The organism is Nocardia sp. NPDC050408, assembly GCF_044458905.1.
Lineage (GTDB): Bacteria > Actinomycetota > Actinomycetes > Mycobacteriales > Mycobacteriaceae > Nocardia.
In genome coordinates this window covers 69,198-88,095 of sequence record NZ_JBITIL010000007.1, presented here as the reverse complement: position 1 = coordinate 88,095, position 18,898 = coordinate 69,198, and the positions used below count along the sequence as shown (strand labels likewise).

General features: G+C 66.5%; 19 protein-coding genes. 15 read left to right on the top strand and 4 right to left on the bottom strand.

What is annotated here, in order from left to right; genetic code table 11:
• The first annotated feature begins 51 nt into the window (after positions 1-51).
• Complete coding sequence (locus ACIBJI_RS22390) at positions 52-1,551, top strand: tetratricopeptide repeat protein (RefSeq protein WP_397085543.1); 1,500 nt, start codon at positions 52-54, stop codon at positions 1,549-1,551.
• A gap of 1 nt (position 1,552) precedes the next feature.
• Here ACIBJI_RS22390 and ACIBJI_RS22385 read toward each other — a convergent pair whose 3' ends face one another.
• Positions 1,553-1,882 carry a helix-turn-helix domain-containing protein gene (locus ACIBJI_RS22385; RefSeq protein ID WP_364341509.1) on the bottom strand — a complete coding sequence of 110 codons (330 nt, stop codon included), beginning with the start codon at positions 1,880-1,882 and terminating at the stop codon, positions 1,553-1,555.
• A gap of 79 nt (positions 1,883-1,961) precedes the next feature.
• Between ACIBJI_RS22385 and ACIBJI_RS22380 the strand changes: the two genes are divergently transcribed.
• A complete protein-coding gene (locus ACIBJI_RS22380) occupies positions 1,962-3,197 on the top strand; it encodes an MFS transporter (RefSeq protein WP_397085663.1) in 1,236 nt (411 codons plus the stop codon).
• Positions 3,198-3,385: 188 nt separating this feature from the next.
• Positions 3,386-4,786: a pentapeptide repeat-containing protein gene (locus tag ACIBJI_RS22375; protein ID WP_364341507.1), complete on the top strand. Its 1,401-nt coding sequence runs from the start codon at positions 3,386-3,388 to the stop codon at positions 4,784-4,786.
• Positions 4,787-4,875: 89 nt separating this feature from the next.
• On the opposite strand, the gene ACIBJI_RS22370 is transcribed toward ACIBJI_RS22375, so the two are convergent.
• Positions 4,876-5,271, bottom strand: a complete 396-nt coding sequence (locus ACIBJI_RS22370) for a VOC family protein (protein ID WP_364342010.1) — start codon at positions 5,269-5,271, stop codon at positions 4,876-4,878.
• Positions 5,272-5,469: 198 nt separating this feature from the next.
• Between ACIBJI_RS22370 and ACIBJI_RS22365 the strand changes: the two genes are divergently transcribed.
• A complete protein-coding gene (locus tag ACIBJI_RS22365) occupies positions 5,470-6,576 on the top strand; it encodes an alcohol dehydrogenase catalytic domain-containing protein (RefSeq protein ID WP_396956050.1) in 1,107 nt (368 codons plus the stop codon).
• Positions 6,577-6,809: 233 nt separating this feature from the next.
• Here the strand turns inward: ACIBJI_RS22365 and ACIBJI_RS22360 are convergent, their stop codons facing one another.
• Positions 6,810-7,256, bottom strand: a complete 447-nt coding sequence (locus tag ACIBJI_RS22360; protein WP_397085540.1) for a MarR family winged helix-turn-helix transcriptional regulator — start codon at positions 7,254-7,256, stop codon at positions 6,810-6,812.
• 59 nt (positions 7,257-7,315) lie between these two features.
• Here ACIBJI_RS22360 and ACIBJI_RS22355 point away from each other — a divergent pair, with 59 nt between their 5' ends.
• The 8 genes from ACIBJI_RS22355 to ACIBJI_RS22320 all read left to right on the top strand — a co-directional run bounded on the left by ACIBJI_RS22355 (position 7,316) and on the right by ACIBJI_RS22320 (position 14,332).
• Positions 7,316-7,726, top strand: a complete 411-nt coding sequence (locus tag ACIBJI_RS22355; RefSeq protein ID WP_396956048.1) for a MarR family winged helix-turn-helix transcriptional regulator — start codon at positions 7,316-7,318, stop codon at positions 7,724-7,726.
• Between the two features lie 91 nt (positions 7,727-7,817).
• A complete protein-coding gene (dapB, locus tag ACIBJI_RS22350; RefSeq protein WP_364341499.1) occupies positions 7,818-8,564 on the top strand; it encodes a 4-hydroxy-tetrahydrodipicolinate reductase in 747 nt (248 codons plus the stop codon).
• The gene (locus tag ACIBJI_RS22345; protein ID WP_396956046.1) at positions 8,561-9,079 is read left to right on the top strand and encodes a hypothetical protein; all 519 of its coding nucleotides are present in this window, start codon (positions 8,561-8,563) and stop codon (positions 9,077-9,079) included. The genes dapB and ACIBJI_RS22345 overlap by 4 nt, the downstream gene beginning before the upstream one ends.
• Before the next feature lie 339 nt (positions 9,080-9,418).
• Complete coding sequence (locus tag ACIBJI_RS22340) at positions 9,419-9,871, top strand: flavodoxin family protein (RefSeq protein ID WP_397085661.1); 453 nt, start codon at positions 9,419-9,421, stop codon at positions 9,869-9,871.
• Between the two features lie 119 nt (positions 9,872-9,990).
• Complete coding sequence (locus ACIBJI_RS22335; RefSeq protein WP_396956479.1) at positions 9,991-10,674, top strand: response regulator; 684 nt, start codon at positions 9,991-9,993, stop codon at positions 10,672-10,674.
• Positions 10,675-10,740: 66 nt separating this feature from the next.
• Entirely contained in the window at positions 10,741-12,027 is a 1,287-nt protein-coding gene (locus ACIBJI_RS22330; protein ID WP_396956045.1) for an ATP-binding protein, read from the top strand.
• A complete protein-coding gene (locus tag ACIBJI_RS22325; RefSeq protein WP_364341495.1) occupies positions 12,020-13,033 on the top strand; it encodes a hypothetical protein in 1,014 nt (337 codons plus the stop codon). The genes ACIBJI_RS22330 and ACIBJI_RS22325 overlap by 8 nt, the downstream gene beginning before the upstream one ends.
• 99 nt (positions 13,034-13,132) lie before the next feature.
• A complete protein-coding gene (locus tag ACIBJI_RS22320) occupies positions 13,133-14,332 on the top strand; it encodes a DNA glycosylase AlkZ-like family protein (RefSeq protein ID WP_364341493.1) in 1,200 nt (399 codons plus the stop codon).
• A gap of 53 nt (positions 14,333-14,385) precedes the next feature.
• On the opposite strand, the gene ACIBJI_RS22315 is transcribed toward ACIBJI_RS22320, so the two are convergent.
• On the bottom strand, positions 14,386-14,835 hold the full coding sequence (locus ACIBJI_RS22315) for a toxin-antitoxin system HicB family antitoxin (RefSeq protein ID WP_364341491.1): 450 nt from the start codon (positions 14,833-14,835) through the stop codon (positions 14,386-14,388).
• A gap of 208 nt (positions 14,836-15,043) precedes the next feature.
• On the opposite strand from ACIBJI_RS22315, the gene dapA reads away from it, so the two are divergent.
• From dapA to ACIBJI_RS22300, 3 genes are all read left to right on the top strand, one after another.
• The gene (gene dapA, locus ACIBJI_RS22310; protein WP_397085537.1) at positions 15,044-15,967 is read left to right on the top strand and encodes a 4-hydroxy-tetrahydrodipicolinate synthase; all 924 of its coding nucleotides are present in this window, start codon (positions 15,044-15,046) and stop codon (positions 15,965-15,967) included.
• A gap of 67 nt (positions 15,968-16,034) precedes the next feature.
• Complete coding sequence (locus tag ACIBJI_RS22305; RefSeq protein ID WP_364341487.1) at positions 16,035-18,014, top strand: RNase J family beta-CASP ribonuclease; 1,980 nt, start codon at positions 16,035-16,037, stop codon at positions 18,012-18,014.
• A gap of 228 nt (positions 18,015-18,242) precedes the next feature.
• Positions 18,243-18,869: a TIGR03085 family metal-binding protein gene (locus tag ACIBJI_RS22300; protein WP_364341485.1), complete on the top strand. Its 627-nt coding sequence runs from the start codon at positions 18,243-18,245 to the stop codon at positions 18,867-18,869.
• Positions 18,870-18,898 lie beyond the last annotated feature (29 nt).

Sequence of the window (18,898 nt, the reverse complement as noted above, 5' to 3'; positions counted from 1 at the left end):
ATTGGTGGCCGGTGCGATTCGCGTCGGCCACCGATCCGATCGGGGGTGGACATGACGGGATCGGCGCTCGGTCGCGCCCAGGTGGCGGCCGACCTCGGACGGCTGGGCGAAGCGCGCCGGATCATCGGTGCGGCCTTGGTGGTCCAACCCGACGACCCGATGCTGCTGGAACGCATGGCCGACATCGCCTATCGGCTCGATCAGACCGACGAGGCGCTGCGCTATGCGACCGCGGCTATCGCCGCCGATCCAGCGCGCTTCGACGCGTATCTGACCGCGGCCCTGGCCTATGATGCCTACACCATGCGTGAGGAAGCGCAACGGCACGCCCGCATGGCGACCCGGTTGGCGCCGGACAATGTTGCCGCCCTGCTGGTGCTGGCTCGGGTCATCGCCAATGCGGCGACCTCCGATAAACCGCGAGCCGAAGCCCGCGACGCTCTCGAACGGGCAACGCAACTCGCCCCCGCGCATGCGGGTACACACGCCCATGCGGCGGAAACTTATCGGCGACTGCATGATTCGGATGCGGCGCGCCGCCACGTCGAGGCCGGTCTCGCCGAGGATCCGGTACATGCCGAACTGCTGCAGACCCGGGCGCGGCTGGACTTCGAGAACATCGCGACCAGGGATAAGGCCGTCGCGACGCTGCGTGGGCTGCTCGGGTCGAATCCGGGCAATGCGGGCGCACGTCGGCTGCTCGCCGAAATCATGTGGCGAGCGCTGATAAGACTGGCCGCTTGGGTGTGGTTCTTCGCGGCGGCCGTGGTTTCCCTATCGATGTGGATTCCCACCGGTGGTATGCGTGTCCTGACACCCGTGCTTTTCGTGGGTGTGCTCGGTGCGTGGTTCGGCGTGTTCCGGAAGCTGGGTCGCCAATTGCCGCGAGAATATATGCGCAAGCGGCTGCTGCGTCGTCCGGAAGCGTTGCTGGCGTTGGTGATCGGGCTGCTGTCGAGTTTCGTCACGGATATCGGTGCGCTGGTATTGCGATCGGATTGGTCGGCCGAGGAGGTGCGTGGCGGGTACATCGTTGTGCTGGTGGGGGTCGTGGGTGCCGCGCTGGCGCATCTGCTGCTGTTCGGCGCGTGGGTCGTGCGGCGCGACGGCGAGTCGGATCGCGGTGCCGGGGAGGAATTCGCGCTGCTGAGCGTGATCATCGTGATCGGTGGCGGGCTGCTACTCGTGGGAATGCTTGCCGCGCTGCGGCATTGGGCTCGTCAGCCCGCGGCGTTCGGGGTATTCGTCGCGATCGTCGGCATTGTGGTTGTGACGTTGCTGCTCGAGATTCTGCTGGTGCAGGCGCTGGAGTACCGGTGGCGGATGTTCGACGCGTACGTCGGGGGCGTGTTGTTGGTCGCGGTATTGACGGCGCTCGCGATCGGGTGGGGTTTGCAGCAGACCGCGACGCAGATTTTCCACAGCGATGAGCGGACTTCGGTGCCGACCGCCCCGAAATCACCGTCGCCCGCGCCAACCTTCCACTTCACACCGCCGCCCCTTCCGACGTTCCATTTCACGCCGCCGGTGCTGCCGACACCCACGGGTTAGCTCAGTCGCTGTGGGCGCGGTTCGCCGCCTCGACGATCGAGGGCAGCAGGCCGGGCAGGGCATGGTCGAGATCCTCGGAGCGCAGGCGCTGGCAGGTCTGCCCGTCGATAATCAATCGCTCGATGACACCGGCTTCGCGCAGAATCTTGAAGTGGTGGGTGGCGGTCGACTTGTTGATCACCTCGTAGAGCGCACCGCAGCGCACGGCGGTGCCCGCATTGCTCAGCCGTCGCACCATTTCCAGCCGTACCGGATCCTGCAATGCGCCGAGCACGGCGGGTAACGAGGCGACCGGCGCCGTCTCGGTGGCCGATTCCTTGGTTTCGGTCATGATCTACCTCACAGTGGTTTGATGGCTATCGTACCGGCTGTATCGTCTATTGAAGTTCGATCATCATCAAACTTACCTGATCGGGGTTCCGATGACAGCGACAATGACGGTGGCGGTCGACCAGCAGACCTCACAGCGTTGGGCATACGCGCTGATATTGGCGGCGAGCGGGGTGGCGCTCGGCGTGTCCGGTGTACCCGCGCCGCTGTATGGCATGTACCAGAAGGAATGGCATTTCACGCCGCTGACGACGACCTTCGTCTTCGCGGTGTACGCATTGGCGGCGTTGGCCGCGGTGCTGGTCTCGGGGCGAATCTCCGATGTGGTCGGTCGCAAGCCGGTGCTGCTCGGCGCGATCGTCACCATGATCATCGGGCTTGTGGTGTTCCTGTTGGCCGACAATGTCGCGATGTTGCTGGTGGCGCGGGCGCTGCACGGATTGGCGGTCGGCTCGACGGTCGTGGCCGGTGCCGCCGCGCTGCTGGATCTGCGGCCGAAGCACGGTGCGCGGTCCGGTCAGCTCAGCGGCGTCGCCTTCAATGTCGGTATGGCCGTGGCGATTCTGGGTTCGGCATTGCTGGCGCAGTACGCACCGCATCCGCTGCGCATGCCGTACGTCGTCATCACGGTGGTGTGCCTGCTCATCGGCGTCGGTGTCATCGCGTTGCGGGAACCGCATACCGCTCGCATCGCCGGGCGCATCACGATCGCGAAGCCGGCTGTGCCGCAGGAGATTCGCGGTGACTTCTGGTTCTCGGCGCTGGGCGTGATGGCGGCTTGGTCGGTGCTCGGTGTGCTGCTGTCGCTGTATCCGTCGCTCGCCTCGGCTGAGACCGGCATCCACAATCTGGTCTTCGGTGGCGCGGTCGTCGCGTCGACCGCCATCGCCGGTGCCACGGCTCAGCTGTTCGCGACCGGAATTCCGGCGCGGCGCGCGGCAATCGGCGGCGACACCGGCATGGCGGTGGCACTGGTGCTCACGGTGCCCGCATTGCACACCGGCAACTGGGTCGTGGTGCTGCTGGCCGGAGTGTTGCTCGGCGCGACCTTCGGACTCGGGTTCGGTGGTTCGCTGCGGCATCTGTCCGAGGTTGTGCCGCAACACAAGCGCGGCGAGACCATGTCGGCGTACTACCTGCTCGCTTATTCGGCCATGGCGTTGCCGACCATTCTCGCCGGATGGGCGGCCACCGAATGGGGGCTGAGCGAGGTGTTCCCGTGGTTCGTCGGTGCGGTCGCGTTCGCGTGCCTGGTCGCGGCGGGGTTGGGGTTGCGTCGGAATCAGGAAGCGAAAACGCAAGGAGCGCAGGGGTAGCCGATTCGGCGCTACTCGTCTGGCCGGTTCGACCAACAGCTGATCCCAGGCCGCGCGTGACCGATCTGCCGTGACCGCCGGATCGGTCAGCCAGCCGCGCACCAAGAATGCATTCGAAAAGGTAAGGGGCGCAGAGTAGCTGATCTGGCCGGGTAGTCGGTGAGCGACGATCCGGCTACCATGCGGTGATGCGATGGGGGCGGTTGGGCGACCGACTACACCGCGCGGCACTGTTGCTCGCGGTGTTGGGTGCGGTTGTCGGTGGATTGGTGATTGCCGGGCTGACCTGGTGGTTGTTGTGGTGGCTGCTGGGTGCGAAGTCCGAGACCCCGAATCAGTTGGATCTCACCAAGATCGCGCTATCGGTGGCGGCTGGTGTTGGTGGCGCGGTCGCATTGGTGGTGGCATACCGGCGGCAGCGGGATCTGGAGCGGGGGCGGTTCGCGGAGTTGTTCGGAGCGGCGGCGCGGCAGTTGGGGGATGCGGATGTGGCGGTGCGGATCGCCGGGGTTTATGCGATGGCGGGGGTGGCCGATGAGTTTTCCGCGCGGAGTCGAAGACAGCAGTGCATAGATGTGCTGTGCGGATATCTGCAGCTGCCGTACGAACCGGTCGATGGCGCGAATCATCTTGTCTCGCGGGCCGAATCGGCGGACGAAGCCGGGATCAAGGTCGAGCGGGTCTACCAGTTCCGGCAGAACGATCGGGAGGTGCGTCGCGCCATCGTCCGCGTGATCGCCCAACACCTGAGACCGTCTGCGGACATCCTGTGGTCGGCGTGCAACCTGACCTTCAACGGCGCGGTGCTGGAGAGAGTCGATTTCCGGGACGCGGTGTTCTCGGGGCGGCATACGTCGTTCGCCGGGGCGACCTTCATCGGGCCGACGACGTTCGAACGCGTGCGTTTCGACGGCCACCATGTCACCTTCCGCGGTGCGACGTTCCGGGACGGCCCTGCGCTGTTCGACCACGCGAAGTTCGATACCAGCCGCATCGAAAAGCGCGAACAGGCAGGTAACGGCACCACCTTCGCCGATGTCACATTCGAAGGTTCGGTGTCGTTCGAGAGCGCTTGCTTCCAAGGCCCGCGCACCAACTGCAGCGGCGCCCGCTTCCTCGGCGCGCGAACCTCGTTCCAGGACGCGAAGTTCCGGGCGGAGCTGACCTCGTTCGAGCGTGCCGCCTTCGATGGTGACCACATCGCCTTCGATCGCGCCGAATTCGTGAGTGCCCGTGTCACATTCAGAGGCGCGCAGTTCTACGCCACGCTCACGGCCTTCGACGAGGCCAGAGTAGGTGCGTCGAATCGACTACGAAACAGAGGCACCCGCGAAACGGACTTCGCGCGGGCCGAGTTCCACGGTGGCGTCAGGTTCCTGCGGACAGTGCTCGGCGGGCGCATAGTCGATTTCACCGAAGGCGACTTCTTCGGCGACATCTCCTTTATCGGCACCCGTTTCGCCGCCCAGGAAATCCACTTCGATCGCCCGAAGGCCTGGGTGGGCAACCACTTCGATTGGGATGACGCGCCGACCCGCAAACCGAGCAGCGTCAAACCCAATCCCTGGCCGCCGACCGCCGCGGTGTGACGCTCAGCCGACCCGCGCGAACAGGCCAGTGGGGTTCACGAACCAACCGTCGGGGCAGCTGCGGTTGGCGGCTGCCCCGACGGTGTGCACTACGTCGGCCAACCGCCGTACGGTACGGTGATCAGCTCCAAGAAGTGGCCGTTGGGGTCGACGAAGTAGACGCCGCGACCGCCATCATTGTGGTTGATCTCGTTGACGCCCTGTTGGCGCGGGTCGGCCCAGTGCTCCAGTTTGTAGCGCTGGATCTTGGCGTAAGCCGCATCGAACTCGGCCTCGGAGATCAGGAATGCGTAATGCTGGGGCTGGATTTCGGAGATGTGTTCCGGCACGTTCGCGAAGTCGAAGGTGACTCCATTACCCGTGGGAAGTGGGATGAACGGGCCCCACTCTTTTCCTAGTTCCAAACCCAGGATGTCCGACCAGAATTCGGCGGACACCCGATTGTCGCGACATCCGACAATGGTGTGATTGAACTGTACTGACAGGGGATTTCTCCTTGTGTCGTGACGGTCCCGACCCCGGGCTCGGTACAAGGCGGCCTACGGGAGCACCGTCACGGGCGTCGAGGTTAGCGAATCACTACCCACCGTGCCACCCTGAGTGATCGGCACCATGTTTCCTCGACCGCGTGTCCGGCTGTGACCCGCTTCTCTGTCTGTGACGCTGCGCGGTAGCGTCGTGGAATGAAGATTCGAGGGGCGGTCCTGGAGCGGATCGCAGCGCCCACGCCGTTCGCCGAGTCGGCGCCGATCACCGTCTGTGAGCTGGATCTGGGGGAGCCGGGTCCGGGTGAGCTGCTGGTGCGGATCGAGGCCGCCGGGCTGTGTCATTCCGACCTGTCGGTGGTGGACGGAAACCGGGTGCGACCGGTGCCGATGCTGCTCGGCCACGAGGCCGCGGGCATCGTCGAAGCGATCGGTCCCGGTGGCAGTGATCTCGCGGTGGGACAGCGCGTGGTGATGACCTTTCTGCCGCGCTGTGGGGAGTGTGCGGGCTGTGCCAGTGACGGCCGCACGCCGTGTGGGCCGGGCAGTGTTTCCAATAATGCGGGTGAGCTATTGAACGGTGGGCGGCGGCTACACCGTGAGGGCGCGGAGGTGCACCATCACCTCGGCGTGTCCGCCTTCGCGACGTACGCCGTCGTCGATCGCCGATCGGTGGTTCCGGTCGATGCCGATGTGCCGCCGGAGGTTGCGGCGGTACTGGGCTGCGCGGTGCTCACCGGTGGTGGTGCGCTGCTCAACTCCGCGAAACCCGGTGTGGCAGATCGGATCATGGTGGTTGGGCTCGGCGGCGTCGGCATGGCGGCGGTGCTCGTCGCGGTGTCGCTCGGTGCGCATGAGGTGATCGCCGTCGATACCGTGCCGGAAAAGCTTGCTCTCGCAAAGGAACTCGGCGCGAGCGCCGCGTATACACCGACCGAACTCGCGGACCAGGGCATCCAGGCGGATGTCGTGGTCGAGGCCGCGGGCAATGTCCGCGCCTTCGAAACCGCTGTTGCCGCAACAGGTCCCGGCGGTGCGACCGTCACCGTCGGACTACCTGCCCCCGATGCCCGCGCGAGTATTTCGCCCCTCGCGTTGGTCGCGCAAGGCCGCACTATCATCGGCAGCTACCTCGGTTCGGCGGTGCCCTCCCGCGATATCCCGGAGTACGTTCGCATGTGGCGCGAGGGTCGGTTGCCTGTCGAGAAGCTGGTTTCCTCGCACGTCGGATTGGACGAAGTCAACCGCGCCATGGACGAACTCGCTGCCGGGCATGCGCTGCGGCAGGTCATTGTGTTCGATTAGCGCGGCGGTTCTCCGGCCTGCGCGGTTGTCGCGTGTGCTCGCGTGACGCTGCTCCGGCGCGGTCGCAGGACATCGCGGAAGTCGGCAGCGGTGGGACCGGGCAGGTCTGGCTCGCTCAGGACACCGTCGCCGAGCGTTCCCTCGCCAGCCTCGGACGACCCATGTGTGAGGGGATCTGTCATCGCGGGCCGCCTACCGCGCGCCGCCGGTCTGGTCATCCGCGGCGGCCGCTCTCAGGTACCCGTTCCAGGGCGTTCGTCGAGGGCGTCGACGAATCGTCCGAGCAGGCGGGCGAATTCGGTGCGCTCACGGTCGGTCCAGTCCGCCATGGCGGCCGCCATCGCGCTGCGGCGGCCGTCGCGCGCTGCGGTGACGACGGCGCGTCCGGCGGGGGTCAGTCGCAGGACGGCTCGCCTGCCGTCCTGCTGATCCGCCACCCGCTCCAGGTGGCCGGATGAAACTGCCTGGGCGACAAGGCGACTCGCGCGTGGCTGATCGACGCCCAAGGCCGGGCCCAGGGTCCCGACGGTGTCCGCATTCGCACCGGCCACCGCGTCCAGCACTCGGAACACCGCGATCGGCACCGGCGAATCCTTGCCCATTGCCCCGCGGGTCTGCCGCCGCCGAATCCGCACCATCGCTGTCTCGACGGCCGCGGTGACCGAATCGTGCTCTTCCATCCGGCCTACTTTCATGTCATATTACATGTAGTTGTAATTTTACATGCTTTGGAGGAATGATGGCAGCACAGCGTCCGATCGGCTACTGGCTCAAGGAACTCGACCGCCGGATCGACGCCCGCTTCGAGGACGATCTGGCCGCGTCCGGTCTGACTCGCCGCCACTGGCAGATCCTCAACTCACTCGCCGAAGGCCCCCGCTCGGCCACCGATGTGCGCGACGGCCTCGCCCCGTTCTGGAACGACCCTTCGGAGTGGGGCGTCCAACTCGCGCAACTGGTGGATCGCGGCGACATCACCGACGATTCGGGGACCCTCGCCCTCACCGAGCCGGGCCGCATCTCCCACCACCAGGCCTACGCCCTGATCGGCAAGCGCCGTCGCGCCATGCTCGACGGAATCACCGACGACCAGTACGTAGCGACCGTTCGCCTGCTGGAGAAGATGGCCGAGAACATGGCCGGCGGGTGAGCTGCGTGTCGCCGATCACCAGAGGTCAGCGGACCGGGAGGGGAGCGGGGTCGATAGGCTGGCGGAGTCGTTGGTGGAATTAGGAGGTGCGGTGACCATTCGGGTCGGAGTGCTCGGTGCGCGGGGGAAAGTCGGTCAGGCGATCTGTGCGGCGGTGCGGGCGGCCGACGATCTGGAGTTGGTCGCGACCGTCGACAAGGACGATTCGCTCGAGTCGTTCACCGAGTCGGGCACCCAGGTGGTCGTCGACTTCACCAATCCCGATGTGGTGATGGGGAATCTGAAGTTCCTGGTGGAGCGCGGAATTCACGCTGTCGTCGGGACCACCGGATTCGATGAGGCCCGCCTGGACGAGGTGCGCGGTTGGTTGGCCGGCCGGCCGGAGACCGGCGTGCTGATTGCTCCGAACTTCGCGATCGGCGCGGTGCTGTCCATGCGATTCGCCGAGCAGGCGGCGCGGTTTTTCGATTCTGTCGAGGTCATCGAGCTGCATCATCCGAACAAGGTCGATGCGCCCTCGGGCACCGCATATCGCACCGCGGGGCTGATCGCCGCCGCGCGGGACAAGGCCGGAGTCGGCCGCAGCCCCGATGCCACCACCCAGGAACTCGAGGGCGCCCGCGGCGCCGATGTCGACGGCGTGCGGGTGCATTCGGTGCGCCTGGCCGGACTCGTCGCACATCAGGAGGTGCTCTTCGGCACCCAGGGTGAAACCCTCACCATTCGGCACGATTCCATCGACCGCTCCTCCTTCGCCCCCGGTGTACTGCTCGGCGTCCGCGAGATCGCGAACCGCCCCGGCCTGACCGTCGGGCTCGACCCGTTCCTGGATCTGTGACAAAGGAACCGGTCCAGCCCGAAGACCAGGGCTCGGACACCGAGGCACCCGGCAGCGACGTCCGCAAGGTCGTCGCATTCATCGCGGCCCTGGTCGTGGTGCTCGGCTTCTACTTCCTGCTGCTCGGCCGCATCGCACTCAGCCTCATAGGTTCCGGTGACCTCGCCGCCGTCGTCATCGGCATCGGCGTCCTGATCCTGCCGCTGCTCGGCGTCTGGATCGTCGTAGCCACCCTCCGTGCCGCGCTGGCCCACCAACACCTTGCCCGCCGCATCCACAACGAGGGCCTGGAACTCGACACCTCGAACCTCCCCCGCCGTCCCTCCGGCCGCGTCGAACGCGCCGCCGCAGACGAACTCTTCAACAAGGTCAAACAGGAATGGGAGGCGGATCCAGACAACTGGCGCGTCTCCTACCGCCTAGCCCGCGCCTACGACTACGCCGGCGACCGCACCCGAGCTCGCGAAACCATGCGCCGCGCAGTAGCCCTGGAAAAACTAGACCCAAACCCCTAACCCCCTCGCCCTCACTGCGGGCACCCGATACTGTCCTCGGGGAACAGCCCCTCCGAGAACAGCCGGAGCAAAAGACCCCCAATACAGAACAGTCCCCGGTAGTCTCCATCGAATCCATGAGTCTCAGTCGTCGCTGACAACTCCGATATTCGACTGGCTTGCCGGGGGCCTGGCCAGATCCTTGAAATCCCTCCGATGTCTTTGGACGTCTCCGTCGACATCTTCGGTACTTTCCGGTTTTCTGGTGTAAACCTTTATTTTCCTCCTATTTTGTCGCTAGTCAATAGCCGGGGCCCCTTAGATCCGCTCGAGTTCGTGGGCGGCAGTACGCTGCTCGATGTGCCTCGGCTGCTGATCATTCATCACACTCCGTCACCGCATATGCAGGCCATGTTCGAGGCGGTTGTCTCGGGGGCGACGGATCCGGAGATCGAAGGTGTGCAGGTCGAGCGGAGGGCGGCTCTGGCGGTTACCGCGAGCGATGTGCTATCAGCTGATGGTTATCTGCTCGGTAGCCCGGCGAATCTCGGCTATATGTCCGGTGCGCTCAAGCACGCGTTCGACACGTTCTATTACCCGTGCCTCGACTCGACGCGCGGTCGGCCGTTCGGCTTCTATCTGCACGGCAATGAGGGCACCGAGGGGGCCGAGCGTGGTGTGCGAAGCGTGACCACCGGACTCGGCTGGGAGCAGGTTGCCGCGCCGGTCATCGTGATGGGAGCGCCAGGTAAAGAGGAGATCCAGCAGTGCTGGGAACTCGGCGCGACCGTCGCGGCGCAGCTCATGGGATAGTGCGCCGTCCCCCGAATTTTGGTGTCTGACTGGTATACGGCGGATCCGGGCATACTACGAGGTGACGTTGTAGCGGAGGGGATGTGGACGAGTTTGCTCGGGAACGGAGTGTCGAGGTGATGTGGGCCGAAGGGGGCGAAACAGCACCGCGTCGGATCGGGCTGGTCGAAGACCACGAATCGGTGGCGATCGGGCTTGCCGCGATGCTGGCGCCGGAACCTGATCTGGATCTGGTGCTGACCGCGGGGACCGTGCCGGAATTGCTTGCGGCGGCGGCGAATAGCGCACCGCTGGATCTGGTCGTTCTCGATTTGCGACTGGCCGACGGATCCTCGCCCGAAGACAATGTGCGCGCGCTGCGCAACCGCGGCGTCGAGGTCCTCGTATTCACCGGCGCGGATAACGCGTTCCTGGTACGCGCGGCAGCGAAGGCCGGGGTGCTCGGCGTGGTGCGCAAATCCGAGGATGTGCCGACGGTGGTCGCGGCGGTGCGCCGCGCGGCATCGGGTGAGCAGGTGGTGACCACCGACTGGGCCGCTGCCATCGACGGCGATCCGCAACTGTCCGACGTCGGTCTGAGCCCGCGGCAGGAAGAGGTGCTAACCCTCTACGCCTCCGGGGAGAAGGCGTCCCGTGTCGCGCGATTGACGGGACTGTCCGAACAGACCGTCAACGACTATCTGGGGCGCATCCGGCAGAAGTACGCCGATGCGGGTCGTCCGGCTCCCACCAAAACCGACCTCTACAAGCGGGCGGTAGAGGACGGGTGGCTACCGGTTCCCGAGCGGCATCCGCGCGCATGAGCGAGCGACAATGACCACAGCCGCAATCGCGGGCATAACGAAGCCGAGCGCCAGCGAGGCGCAGGTATGACCGCGTCCAGCGCGCTGGACACCTCTACAACCACTGCGAGCTCCGTCGACCTGTTTCGGGCGAGCCGATGGCGCCGTGGGCGGACCGCGGTGTCCAGGGAGAAGATTGTCGAAGCGGCCTCGGATCGCATCCTGCGCCGCATGGGTCTGGCCGTCGGCATCGCCGGTGTGATCGTCGCGATCGTCGAGCTACCCGATATTGCCGACCAAGCCAAATTCGTCTCCGGTCCGTGGGCGAGCCTGGTGGTCGGCGTGGCGCTCGGCTGGTTCCCGGTGCTCGTGGTCGTCTCGTTCACCATGGGCCGCAGGGCGATTCGCGTGGTGGCCGGGGCGGCCGCGGTGAGTTATCTTGCGGCGCTTGCGACCATACCGTTCATCTATGCCGTGCCATTGACGGATACCACTTCGGTGTGGATGTATCGGGTGCTCGCGCTCGGCGTGCTGGCGGCCGTATTGGCCTGGCGTCCGGCGCTGGCCACCGGCTATCTCGTGGTCGCCGCGGCAACTGCGGCAGTGGGGAACCGGTATGCGGTGCCCAGCACGACGATCTGGTCCCTCATCGGCGATTTCGCCAGGGCCGCGGGCCTGTGCGCACTATTCCTGTGGTGCTGCATCTTCGCGCTCGCGGCGGCCGCGCGGGTGGACCGGGAATCGGTGATCGCGAGCCGGCGCGCAGCCGCCGTGGCCGGTGCCGCGGCCCGGGATCGTGAGCGCGCCCGCTTCGCCGCATTGATCCATGACGCGGTGCTGTCGACCCTGCTCGACGCTTCGCGCGCTGGTGCCGAATCGCCGGTGCTGCGCAGTCAGGCCGAACGCACGCTGGAACAACTCGACGAATGTCGCGGCACCAATACCGAACCCGACCGACTGGACGCGCAATCGGCGATCGGCTTCCTGCGCTCGGCGATCTACGCGGTGAATCCGGGCATCCGATTCACCGCGCGCCGCTGGGCCGGACTCGATGACCTGCGCCTGCCCGTGCATGCGGCGGGCACCATCGCCGCCGCCCTGGCCGAGGCGGCGCGAAATAGTCTGCGCCACGCCACCGTTGCGGGCCGTACCGTCCAGCGCACCGTCACAGTGACGATCAGTGCGGGTGGTATCCGTGTCGTATTCCGCGATGACGGCGCGGGATTCGATCTGGACCGGGTGCCCGCCGATCGGCTCGGCGTCTCGGTCAGTATCCTCGGCCGGATGCGTCAGCTGGCCGGTGGCGCCGGCTTCGTGGAATCCCAACCGGGAGAGGGGACCACGGTGACCCTGGTCTGGGGTGGCGATGGCTGAGATCGAGAACGAATTCGGCCTGCGCGATCTGCTCGGGCTGCGGGACCGTTCGGCCTGGCTCTTCCTGGTCATCTTCGAGGCCACGATCCTGCTGTACATGGTGCGCAACTTCGCCGAGTCCCCGCTGCTTCTGGCCGCGACCGCGCTGGTGTTGGTAGCCGGTGCCGGAGTGGTGGTCCTGGTGATTCCGGTCGATCCGCTGCCGCTGCCCGCTGCCATCGCGGTTGCCGCGGCCGGGCCGATCGCGGCGGCGATGACCACCGTGAGTATCGACCACGGCCTGTCCAAGCAGGTCTGGACCGCATTCGCGTCGTCCTATGTACTCGCGGTACTGGTGGTGCGCGGGCGATTGGGAGTGGCGTGGTGCGGTGTCGCGGGCATCGCGGCGGTGATCGCGGTGGTCGGTGCGACGAACGGTCTGCGGGTGGTGGTCGGATCCGTCGTGCCGATCGCCACGGTGGCGGGGGTCTCCATCGGTGCGGCGGTCATGCGGCCGATGCAGCGCTCGCTGCGGCTGCTGCGCGAGGAGGCGACCATGCGCGCGGCCGCCGAGGCGACCATGGCCGCGCAGAACGGCGAGCGGGATCGGCAACTGGCCCGGCTCGACAAGGTGGCCCGGCCGATTCTGGAACGCATTGCCGAAGGTGCTGAACTCACCGCGGGCGAACGCGAAGAGTGCAGGCTGCTGGAGGCCGAACTCCGGGACGGTCTGCGCGCACCACAATTGGTGACCGACGGGTTGAGCAGCGCCGCCCGCGGTGCGCGCTCGCGCGGGGTCGAGGTGGTGCTACTCGACGACGGCGGATTCGCCGGTGTGCCGAAATGGGTGCGCCAGCAGGTGATCGAATCGGCGACCAGGGAATTGGATGCGGCCAATGCCGGTTCGGTGACCGTGCGGGTACTGCCGATGGGCCGACGGGTGCTGGCGACAGTTCTCGCGAACGCACCCGACCGGGATCGGCGGACCGAGATCGACACCGCGGGCGAGGTCTCGGTCTCGACGTAACCTGTCGGGCCGTGGCGCGCAAGTCAGCAAAGTGCACGCCCGCTCCGGCAGGCAGATGACTCTCCGAATCTGTCGTACCCCCATGGCATTGTCGTGATCATGCGGACGATGAGTGCGGTCGCGGCGCGTCGGACGGCGCTGGCCGCGCAGGGTTTCGGGCGGCGCAAACCGGCCGCGCCGACCCGGCGGACGATCCTGGACGTGCTCGGCAGAACCCAATTACTGCAGCTGGATTCGGTATCGGCGGTGGTGCGCGCGCACTACGCGCCGGTCTTCAGCCGGATCGGCGGTTACGACCGGACCGTGCTGGACGAAGCCGTCTGGAGCAACGGTGTGCGACGCCCGCGGCGACTGGTCGAATACTGGGCGCACGAGGCCGCGCTGATCCCGGTCGAGGACTGGCCGCTCATGCGCTGGCGGATGCGGAAATACGAACACGGGCGCTGGAACGGCATGCGCCGGGCGATCGAACGCAACCCTACCCTCGGCAAGGACATTCTCGACGTCATCACCGAGGTCGGCGCCGCTACCGCCGGTGAGGTGGAACGCCACCTCGAGCTGGACAAGCCGCGCCCGAAGGGGTCGTGGTGGAATCTCAGCGATACCAAGATGGTCTGCGAGGCGCTCTTCGCGGCGGGTGCGCTGTCGGTCGACAAGCGAGTCGGGTTCACCCGTCATTACGACCTGGCCGAGCGAGTGATCCCGCCGGAGATCTTGGCGCGCAACGTATCCGAGACCGAGGCAGTGCGGGAATTGGTGCGGCGCGCGGGCACCGCCCTCGGCGTCGCAACCGAGACCGACCTACGCGACTACTACCGCCTGCACCGCTCCCAAACCGAACCGGCCATCGCGGAGTTGGTCGATGCCGGGGAACTGGAACCGGTCGAGGTGTCGGGCTGGGGTAAACCCGCCTACCTGCGCGCGGGTGCCTCGACCCCGCGCCGGATCGAGGGTGCGGCCTTGCTCTGCCCGTTCGATCCGCTCATCTTCTTCCGAACACGCACCGAGCGGATCTTCGACTTCCACTACCGGATCGAGATCTACACGCCGGAACCCAAACGGGTGCACGGGTACTACGTATTCCCGTTCCTCCTGGACGGAGAACTCGTGGGACGCGTCGACCTGCGCGCCGAACGCGCGTCCGGACGGCTGCTGGTGCCCGGTGCGTTCGCCGAGCCGGGGCACCGTACACCGGAAACCGCTGCGGCACTGACGGGTGCCCTCCGCGAGATGGCGGACTGGCTCGAATTGGACGAGGTAGTCATCGGCGACCGCGGCGATCTCGCGCCGCTACTGTGAACTTCTCGCAACCTTCCGGATGTGTGCTCGTCGCGGCGCCGGGTCGCGTCCCTTCAAACGTCGCGCTTGGGGCCTCCGTACCCGCGCATCTGATCGCGCACTGCGCCGCTGACGGCATTCGAGAGCCAGGAGTTCAACGAGACTCCGCTGGCGGCGGCGGCTTCCTCCGCCTTGGCCTTCAATTGCTCGACCATCCGGAGCGTGACTCGGCTGATATCGCCGGTCATCTCCTCGATCGTCGGATGCTCGCTTTCCGTCGCCGGATTCTTGCGGACGTCCACGGTGGCGTCGGTGCCATTCACCGAGACGTGAACTGTTCGGTCGCCGAGCTCTGTGCTGACCTCCGCGGCGAGGTCCGATAACGCCGCGAGCAGCGCCAATCGCGCCGAACTCTCGGTTGCGGCCGCCAGAGCGGCGGCGGTGGCCTGGGTCTTTTCGTCACCGAGTGCGGCGGCTGCGATCAGGTCCTCGCGTAGCCGGGCGGTGTATTTATTCAAATCCATGACATCAGTGTGACGCCATTCATGGCGTCATTCAAGGACGGATTTGACATCATGGCCGGATACTGGGAGGTGAATCACTGGCCGTGGCAGCCCGTTCGGCGATGAGGGTGTCGAGGCTGTTCCCGGGAGCGGGTAGCCTTTCTGACCATGACGAACGGTGAATCGACGCCTACACCGCGGTGTGAGCCTCAGGCCTGGAGGCGGCAGCATGCGTAACCACGTAGGGCCGGCGAGCACCGCAAATCCAACACAGCTGCGTGCGTCCGGCACGGTAGGTGTCGCGATGGTGACCCCCTTCGGTGCCGACGGCAAGCTCAATGTCGACGCCGGGGTCGCGCTCGCCGCCCGCCTGGTCGACCGCGGCGTCGATTTGCTGGCGATTTCCGGTACCACCGGGGAATCGCCGACCACCACTGAATCGGAGAAGGCGGATCTGCTGCGCGCCGTTGTCGATGCCGTCGGCGCACGTGCCACCGTGATCGCGGGCGCGGGCACCTATGACACCGCGCATTCGATCGAACTCGCCCGCAGTGCCCAGCGTGCGGGCGCGCACGGCCTGCTCGTGGTGACGCCGTACTACTCCCGGCCCACCCAGGATGGCCTGATCGCGCATTTCACCGCCGTCGCGGACGCCACCGACCTGCCGGTGACCCTCTACGACATTCCGCCGCGCTCGGTGGTTCCCATTGCCAGCGACACCATTCGCAGACTTGCCGAACATCCGCGCATCGTCGCGGTCAAGGATGCCAAGGGCGATCTGAACGCGGGTGCGGATCTCATCGCGAATACCGATCTGGATTTCTACTCCGGTGACGATGCGCTGAACCTGCCGTGGCTGTCGGTCGGCGCGACCGGATTCATCAGTGTCATCGGACATCTCGTGCCCGAGCGGCTGCGTGCCCTGCTCGACGCCTATACCGCCGGTGACGTGGTGCGCGCCCGCGAGATCAATGCGGGCCTGCTGCCGTTGAATGCCGCGATGTCGCGACTGGGCGGCGTCGCGATGAGCAAGGGCGGGCTGCGTCTGCTCGGTGTGGATGCCGGTGAACCGCGCCTGCCGCAATTGATGCCGACCAATGAACAACTCGATGTCCTCGCCGCCGACCTCCGGCTGGCAGGGGTGCTTTCATGAGGAGTGAGCGAATCAGAATCACCACATTGTCAGACATGATCGAACCGACCAGTAGTGAGGTGCAGTCATGACTGAAGCCGCAGGCCGCCGCCCCCGCCGGACCGCGAGCCGTCCCGCGGGCGCACCCGAACCCCCCGCGCAGCGTCCACCCGCCAGCATCGAACGGTCCGAGCAGGCAGCGCAATCCGATGTCGGCGACCTATCGCAGTCCGACACCGCGCCCAGACGGACCGCGCCGCAGCAGAGCGCCGCGAAAGAGGCCGCGCCGAAGGCCCCGGCGGAGCAGCCCCGCAGACCCGCGCGCGGCCGTCAGCCGCGCGGACGCGGACGCGGTGAGCAACCTGCGCCAGCCCCCGTCGAGCGGGCAGCAGCCGACCGCCTGGGTACCCCGCCGAAGCTGCCCAAGAACGGTCTGCGCGTCTTCGCCCTCGGTGGCATCGGCGAAATCGGTCGCAATATGACCGTTTTCGAATACGGCGGCAAACTGCTCATCGTCGACTGCGGCGTGCTGTTCCCGGAGGATCAGCAGCCCGGCGTCGACCTGATCCTGCCCGATTTCCGGCCCATCGAGGACCGGATGGACGATGTCGAAGCCATCGTGCTCACCCACGGCCACGAGGATCACATCGGCGCGGTGCCGTTCCTGCTGCGCCTGCGCGCCGATATCCCGGTCATCGGTTCGAAATTCACTCTCGCCCTGGTGGCCGCGAAATGCCGCGAGCACCGGCAGCGTCCCAAGCTCGTCGAGGTGATCGAGGGCCAGCACACCACGCACGGCCCGTTCGGCTGCGAGTACTTCGCGGTCAACCACTCGATTCCCGACGCCGTTGCCGTTGCCATCCGCACGCCCGCCGGCGTCGTGCTGCACACCGGCGACATCAAACTCGATCAGCTGCCCCTGGACGGTCGCCTCACCGACCTGGCCGGATTCTCCCGCCTCGGTGACGAGGGCGTCGATCTGTTCCTGGTGGACTCCACCAATGCCGAGGTGCCGGGTTTCGTCACGCCGGAACGTGAAATCGGCGGCGTACTGGATACGGTGATCGGCAAGGCCAGGCATCGGGTGATCGTCGCGTCGTTCGCCAGCCATGTGCATCGCATTCAGCAGGTTGTCGATGTCGCGCAGAAGTACGGGCGCCGAGTGTGTTTCGTCGGTCGCTCGATGGTGCGCAATATGGAGATCGCGCAGGAATTGGGCTATCTGACAGTGCCCGACGGTGTGGTCGTCGATCTCGATGTCGCTGCCACCCTGCCGGGCGATCGGCTGGTCCTCATCTCGACCGGCTCGCAGGGCGAACCACTTTCGGCGCTGTCGCGGATGGCGCGCGGTGAACACCGCCAGATCAATATTCGCGCCGACGATCTGGTGGTGCTGGCCTCCTCGCTGATCCCGGGCAACGAGAATTCGGTATTCGCGGTGGTCAACGGTCTGTCGCGACTCGGCGCCACGGTCATCACCCAGCAGAACGCGAAGGTGCACGTTTCCGGGCACGCGTCCGCTGGTGAATTGCTCTACCTGTACAACGCGGTGCGGCCCACCAACGCCATGCCGGTGCACGGCGAATGGCGGCATCTGCGCGCCAATGCCGCGCTGGCCGTGGCGACCGGTGTGGCCGAGGAACGGGTGGTGCTCGCCGAGGACGGCGTCGTGGTGGACCTGGTCGACGGGATCGCCTCGATCGTCGGGCGCGTGCCGGTCGGACACGTCTACGTCGACGGACTTTCGGTCGGCGATGTCGGTGAATCGACGCTCTCGGATCGCCTGGTTCTCGGTGAGGGTGGGTTCATCTCGATCACCCTCGCGGTCGACTCGACCACGGGTAAAGCGGTGAGCACGCCCGAGGTGAGTGGGCGCGGATTCTCCGACGATCCGACCGCACTAGTTGATGCCGCCGAACTCGTCGAGATCGAACTGCTGCGGCTGGCCGGTGAGGGCGTTACCGAAACCCACCGCATCGCACAGAGTGTGCGGCGGGTGGTCGGCCGCTGGGTGGCCGAGACCTACCGCCGCCGTCCGATGATCGTGCCGACGGTCATCGGCGTCTGACACCTACCCGAAGCCGCCGGAAGCTGTTGCTATCCGGCGGTTTTCGCGTGGCACGGCACTCCTGCTGGCATGCCGCCGAGTCCAGCTCGGCGGATTTGAGCTCTTCGGCGGTCGGCTCGGTCGGATTCGGCGGAGTGGTCGAGGTCGGCGCGCCGCCCTCCCGGCCCCCTGGTGCACCTATCGGATTGGGGACTGCCGCGCCGACATCGCATCCGATATGTTCGGCAGATGAGCATGGCGCAACGGGAACGTCGGGCACTGGTGGACACGATGTCCGCGGCGGGGCCGGACGCGCCCACACTGTGCGGCGCCTGGACGGTGCGAGATCTGGCCGCGCACTTGGTAGTTCGGGAACGCCGCCCGGACGCGTCCCCCGGCATCATGCTGAAACCGTTCGCCGGATATCTGGAGTCGGTGCAGGCCAAGGCGGCGCGGCGACCCTTTACGGAACTGCTGGCGGATGTGCGCTCCGGCCCGCCGTGGTGGTCTCCGCTCAAACCGCTCGATGCCGTCGTCAATCTGACCGAAATGTTCGTCCATCACGAGGATGTGCGTCGCGGCGCACCCGGCTGGGAGCCGCGTGATCTGCCCGCCGCGGATGAGGACAAGCTGTGGTCGGGGCTGCGGCGCATGGGGCGGATGGCCTACCGCAAAGCACAGGTCACCGTCGAACTGGCCACCCCAGAGGGCAGGCGGGCCGTGGTGCATACGAAGTCCGGAACGGCGCAGGTGACGCTGACCGGCAAGCCCTCCGAACTGCTGCTGCACGCCTTCGGTCGAGATGAGGTCCGGATCGAAACCGAAGGTGATTCCGCCGATGTGCGCGCTGTCCTGGAGCTGGATCGGTCAGTGTAACCCTGTTCGTGGGTGCGGTTGCTCGGTCG

What these genes read in the sequence shown, in the direction of transcription:
- ACIBJI_RS22390 (WP_397085543.1), top strand. Translation starts at nt 52, where the DNA reads ATGACGGGATCGGCGCTCGGTCGCGCCCAGGTGGCGGCCGACCTCGGA.
- ACIBJI_RS22385 (WP_364341509.1), bottom strand. Translation starts at nt 1,882, where the DNA reads ATGACCGAAACCAAGGAATCGGCCACCGAGACGGCGCCGGTCGCCTCG.
- ACIBJI_RS22375 (WP_364341507.1), top strand. Translation starts at nt 3,386, where the DNA reads ATGCGATGGGGGCGGTTGGGCGACCGACTACACCGCGCGGCACTGTTG.
- ACIBJI_RS22365 (WP_396956050.1), top strand. Translation starts at nt 5,470, where the DNA reads ATGAAGATTCGAGGGGCGGTCCTGGAGCGGATCGCAGCGCCCACGCCG.
- ACIBJI_RS22360 (WP_397085540.1), bottom strand. Translation starts at nt 7,256, where the DNA reads ATGGAAGAGCACGATTCGGTCACCGCGGCCGTCGAGACAGCGATGGTG.
- ACIBJI_RS22355 (WP_396956048.1), top strand. Translation starts at nt 7,316, where the DNA reads ATGGCAGCACAGCGTCCGATCGGCTACTGGCTCAAGGAACTCGACCGC.
- ACIBJI_RS22335 (WP_396956479.1), top strand. Translation starts at nt 9,991, where the DNA reads ATGTGGGCCGAAGGGGGCGAAACAGCACCGCGTCGGATCGGGCTGGTC.
- ACIBJI_RS22330 (WP_396956045.1), top strand. Translation starts at nt 10,741, where the DNA reads ATGACCGCGTCCAGCGCGCTGGACACCTCTACAACCACTGCGAGCTCC.
- ACIBJI_RS22325 (WP_364341495.1), top strand. Translation starts at nt 12,020, where the DNA reads ATGGCTGAGATCGAGAACGAATTCGGCCTGCGCGATCTGCTCGGGCTG.
- ACIBJI_RS22320 (WP_364341493.1), top strand. Translation starts at nt 13,133, where the DNA reads ATGCGGACGATGAGTGCGGTCGCGGCGCGTCGGACGGCGCTGGCCGCG.
- ACIBJI_RS22315 (WP_364341491.1), bottom strand. Translation starts at nt 14,835, where the DNA reads ATGGATTTGAATAAATACACCGCCCGGCTACGCGAGGACCTGATCGCA.
- dapA (WP_397085537.1), top strand. Translation starts at nt 15,044, where the DNA reads ATGCGTAACCACGTAGGGCCGGCGAGCACCGCAAATCCAACACAGCTG.
- ACIBJI_RS22305 (WP_364341487.1), top strand. Translation starts at nt 16,035, where the DNA reads ATGACTGAAGCCGCAGGCCGCCGCCCCCGCCGGACCGCGAGCCGTCCC.
- ACIBJI_RS22300 (WP_364341485.1), top strand. Translation starts at nt 18,243, where the DNA reads ATGAGCATGGCGCAACGGGAACGTCGGGCACTGGTGGACACGATGTCC.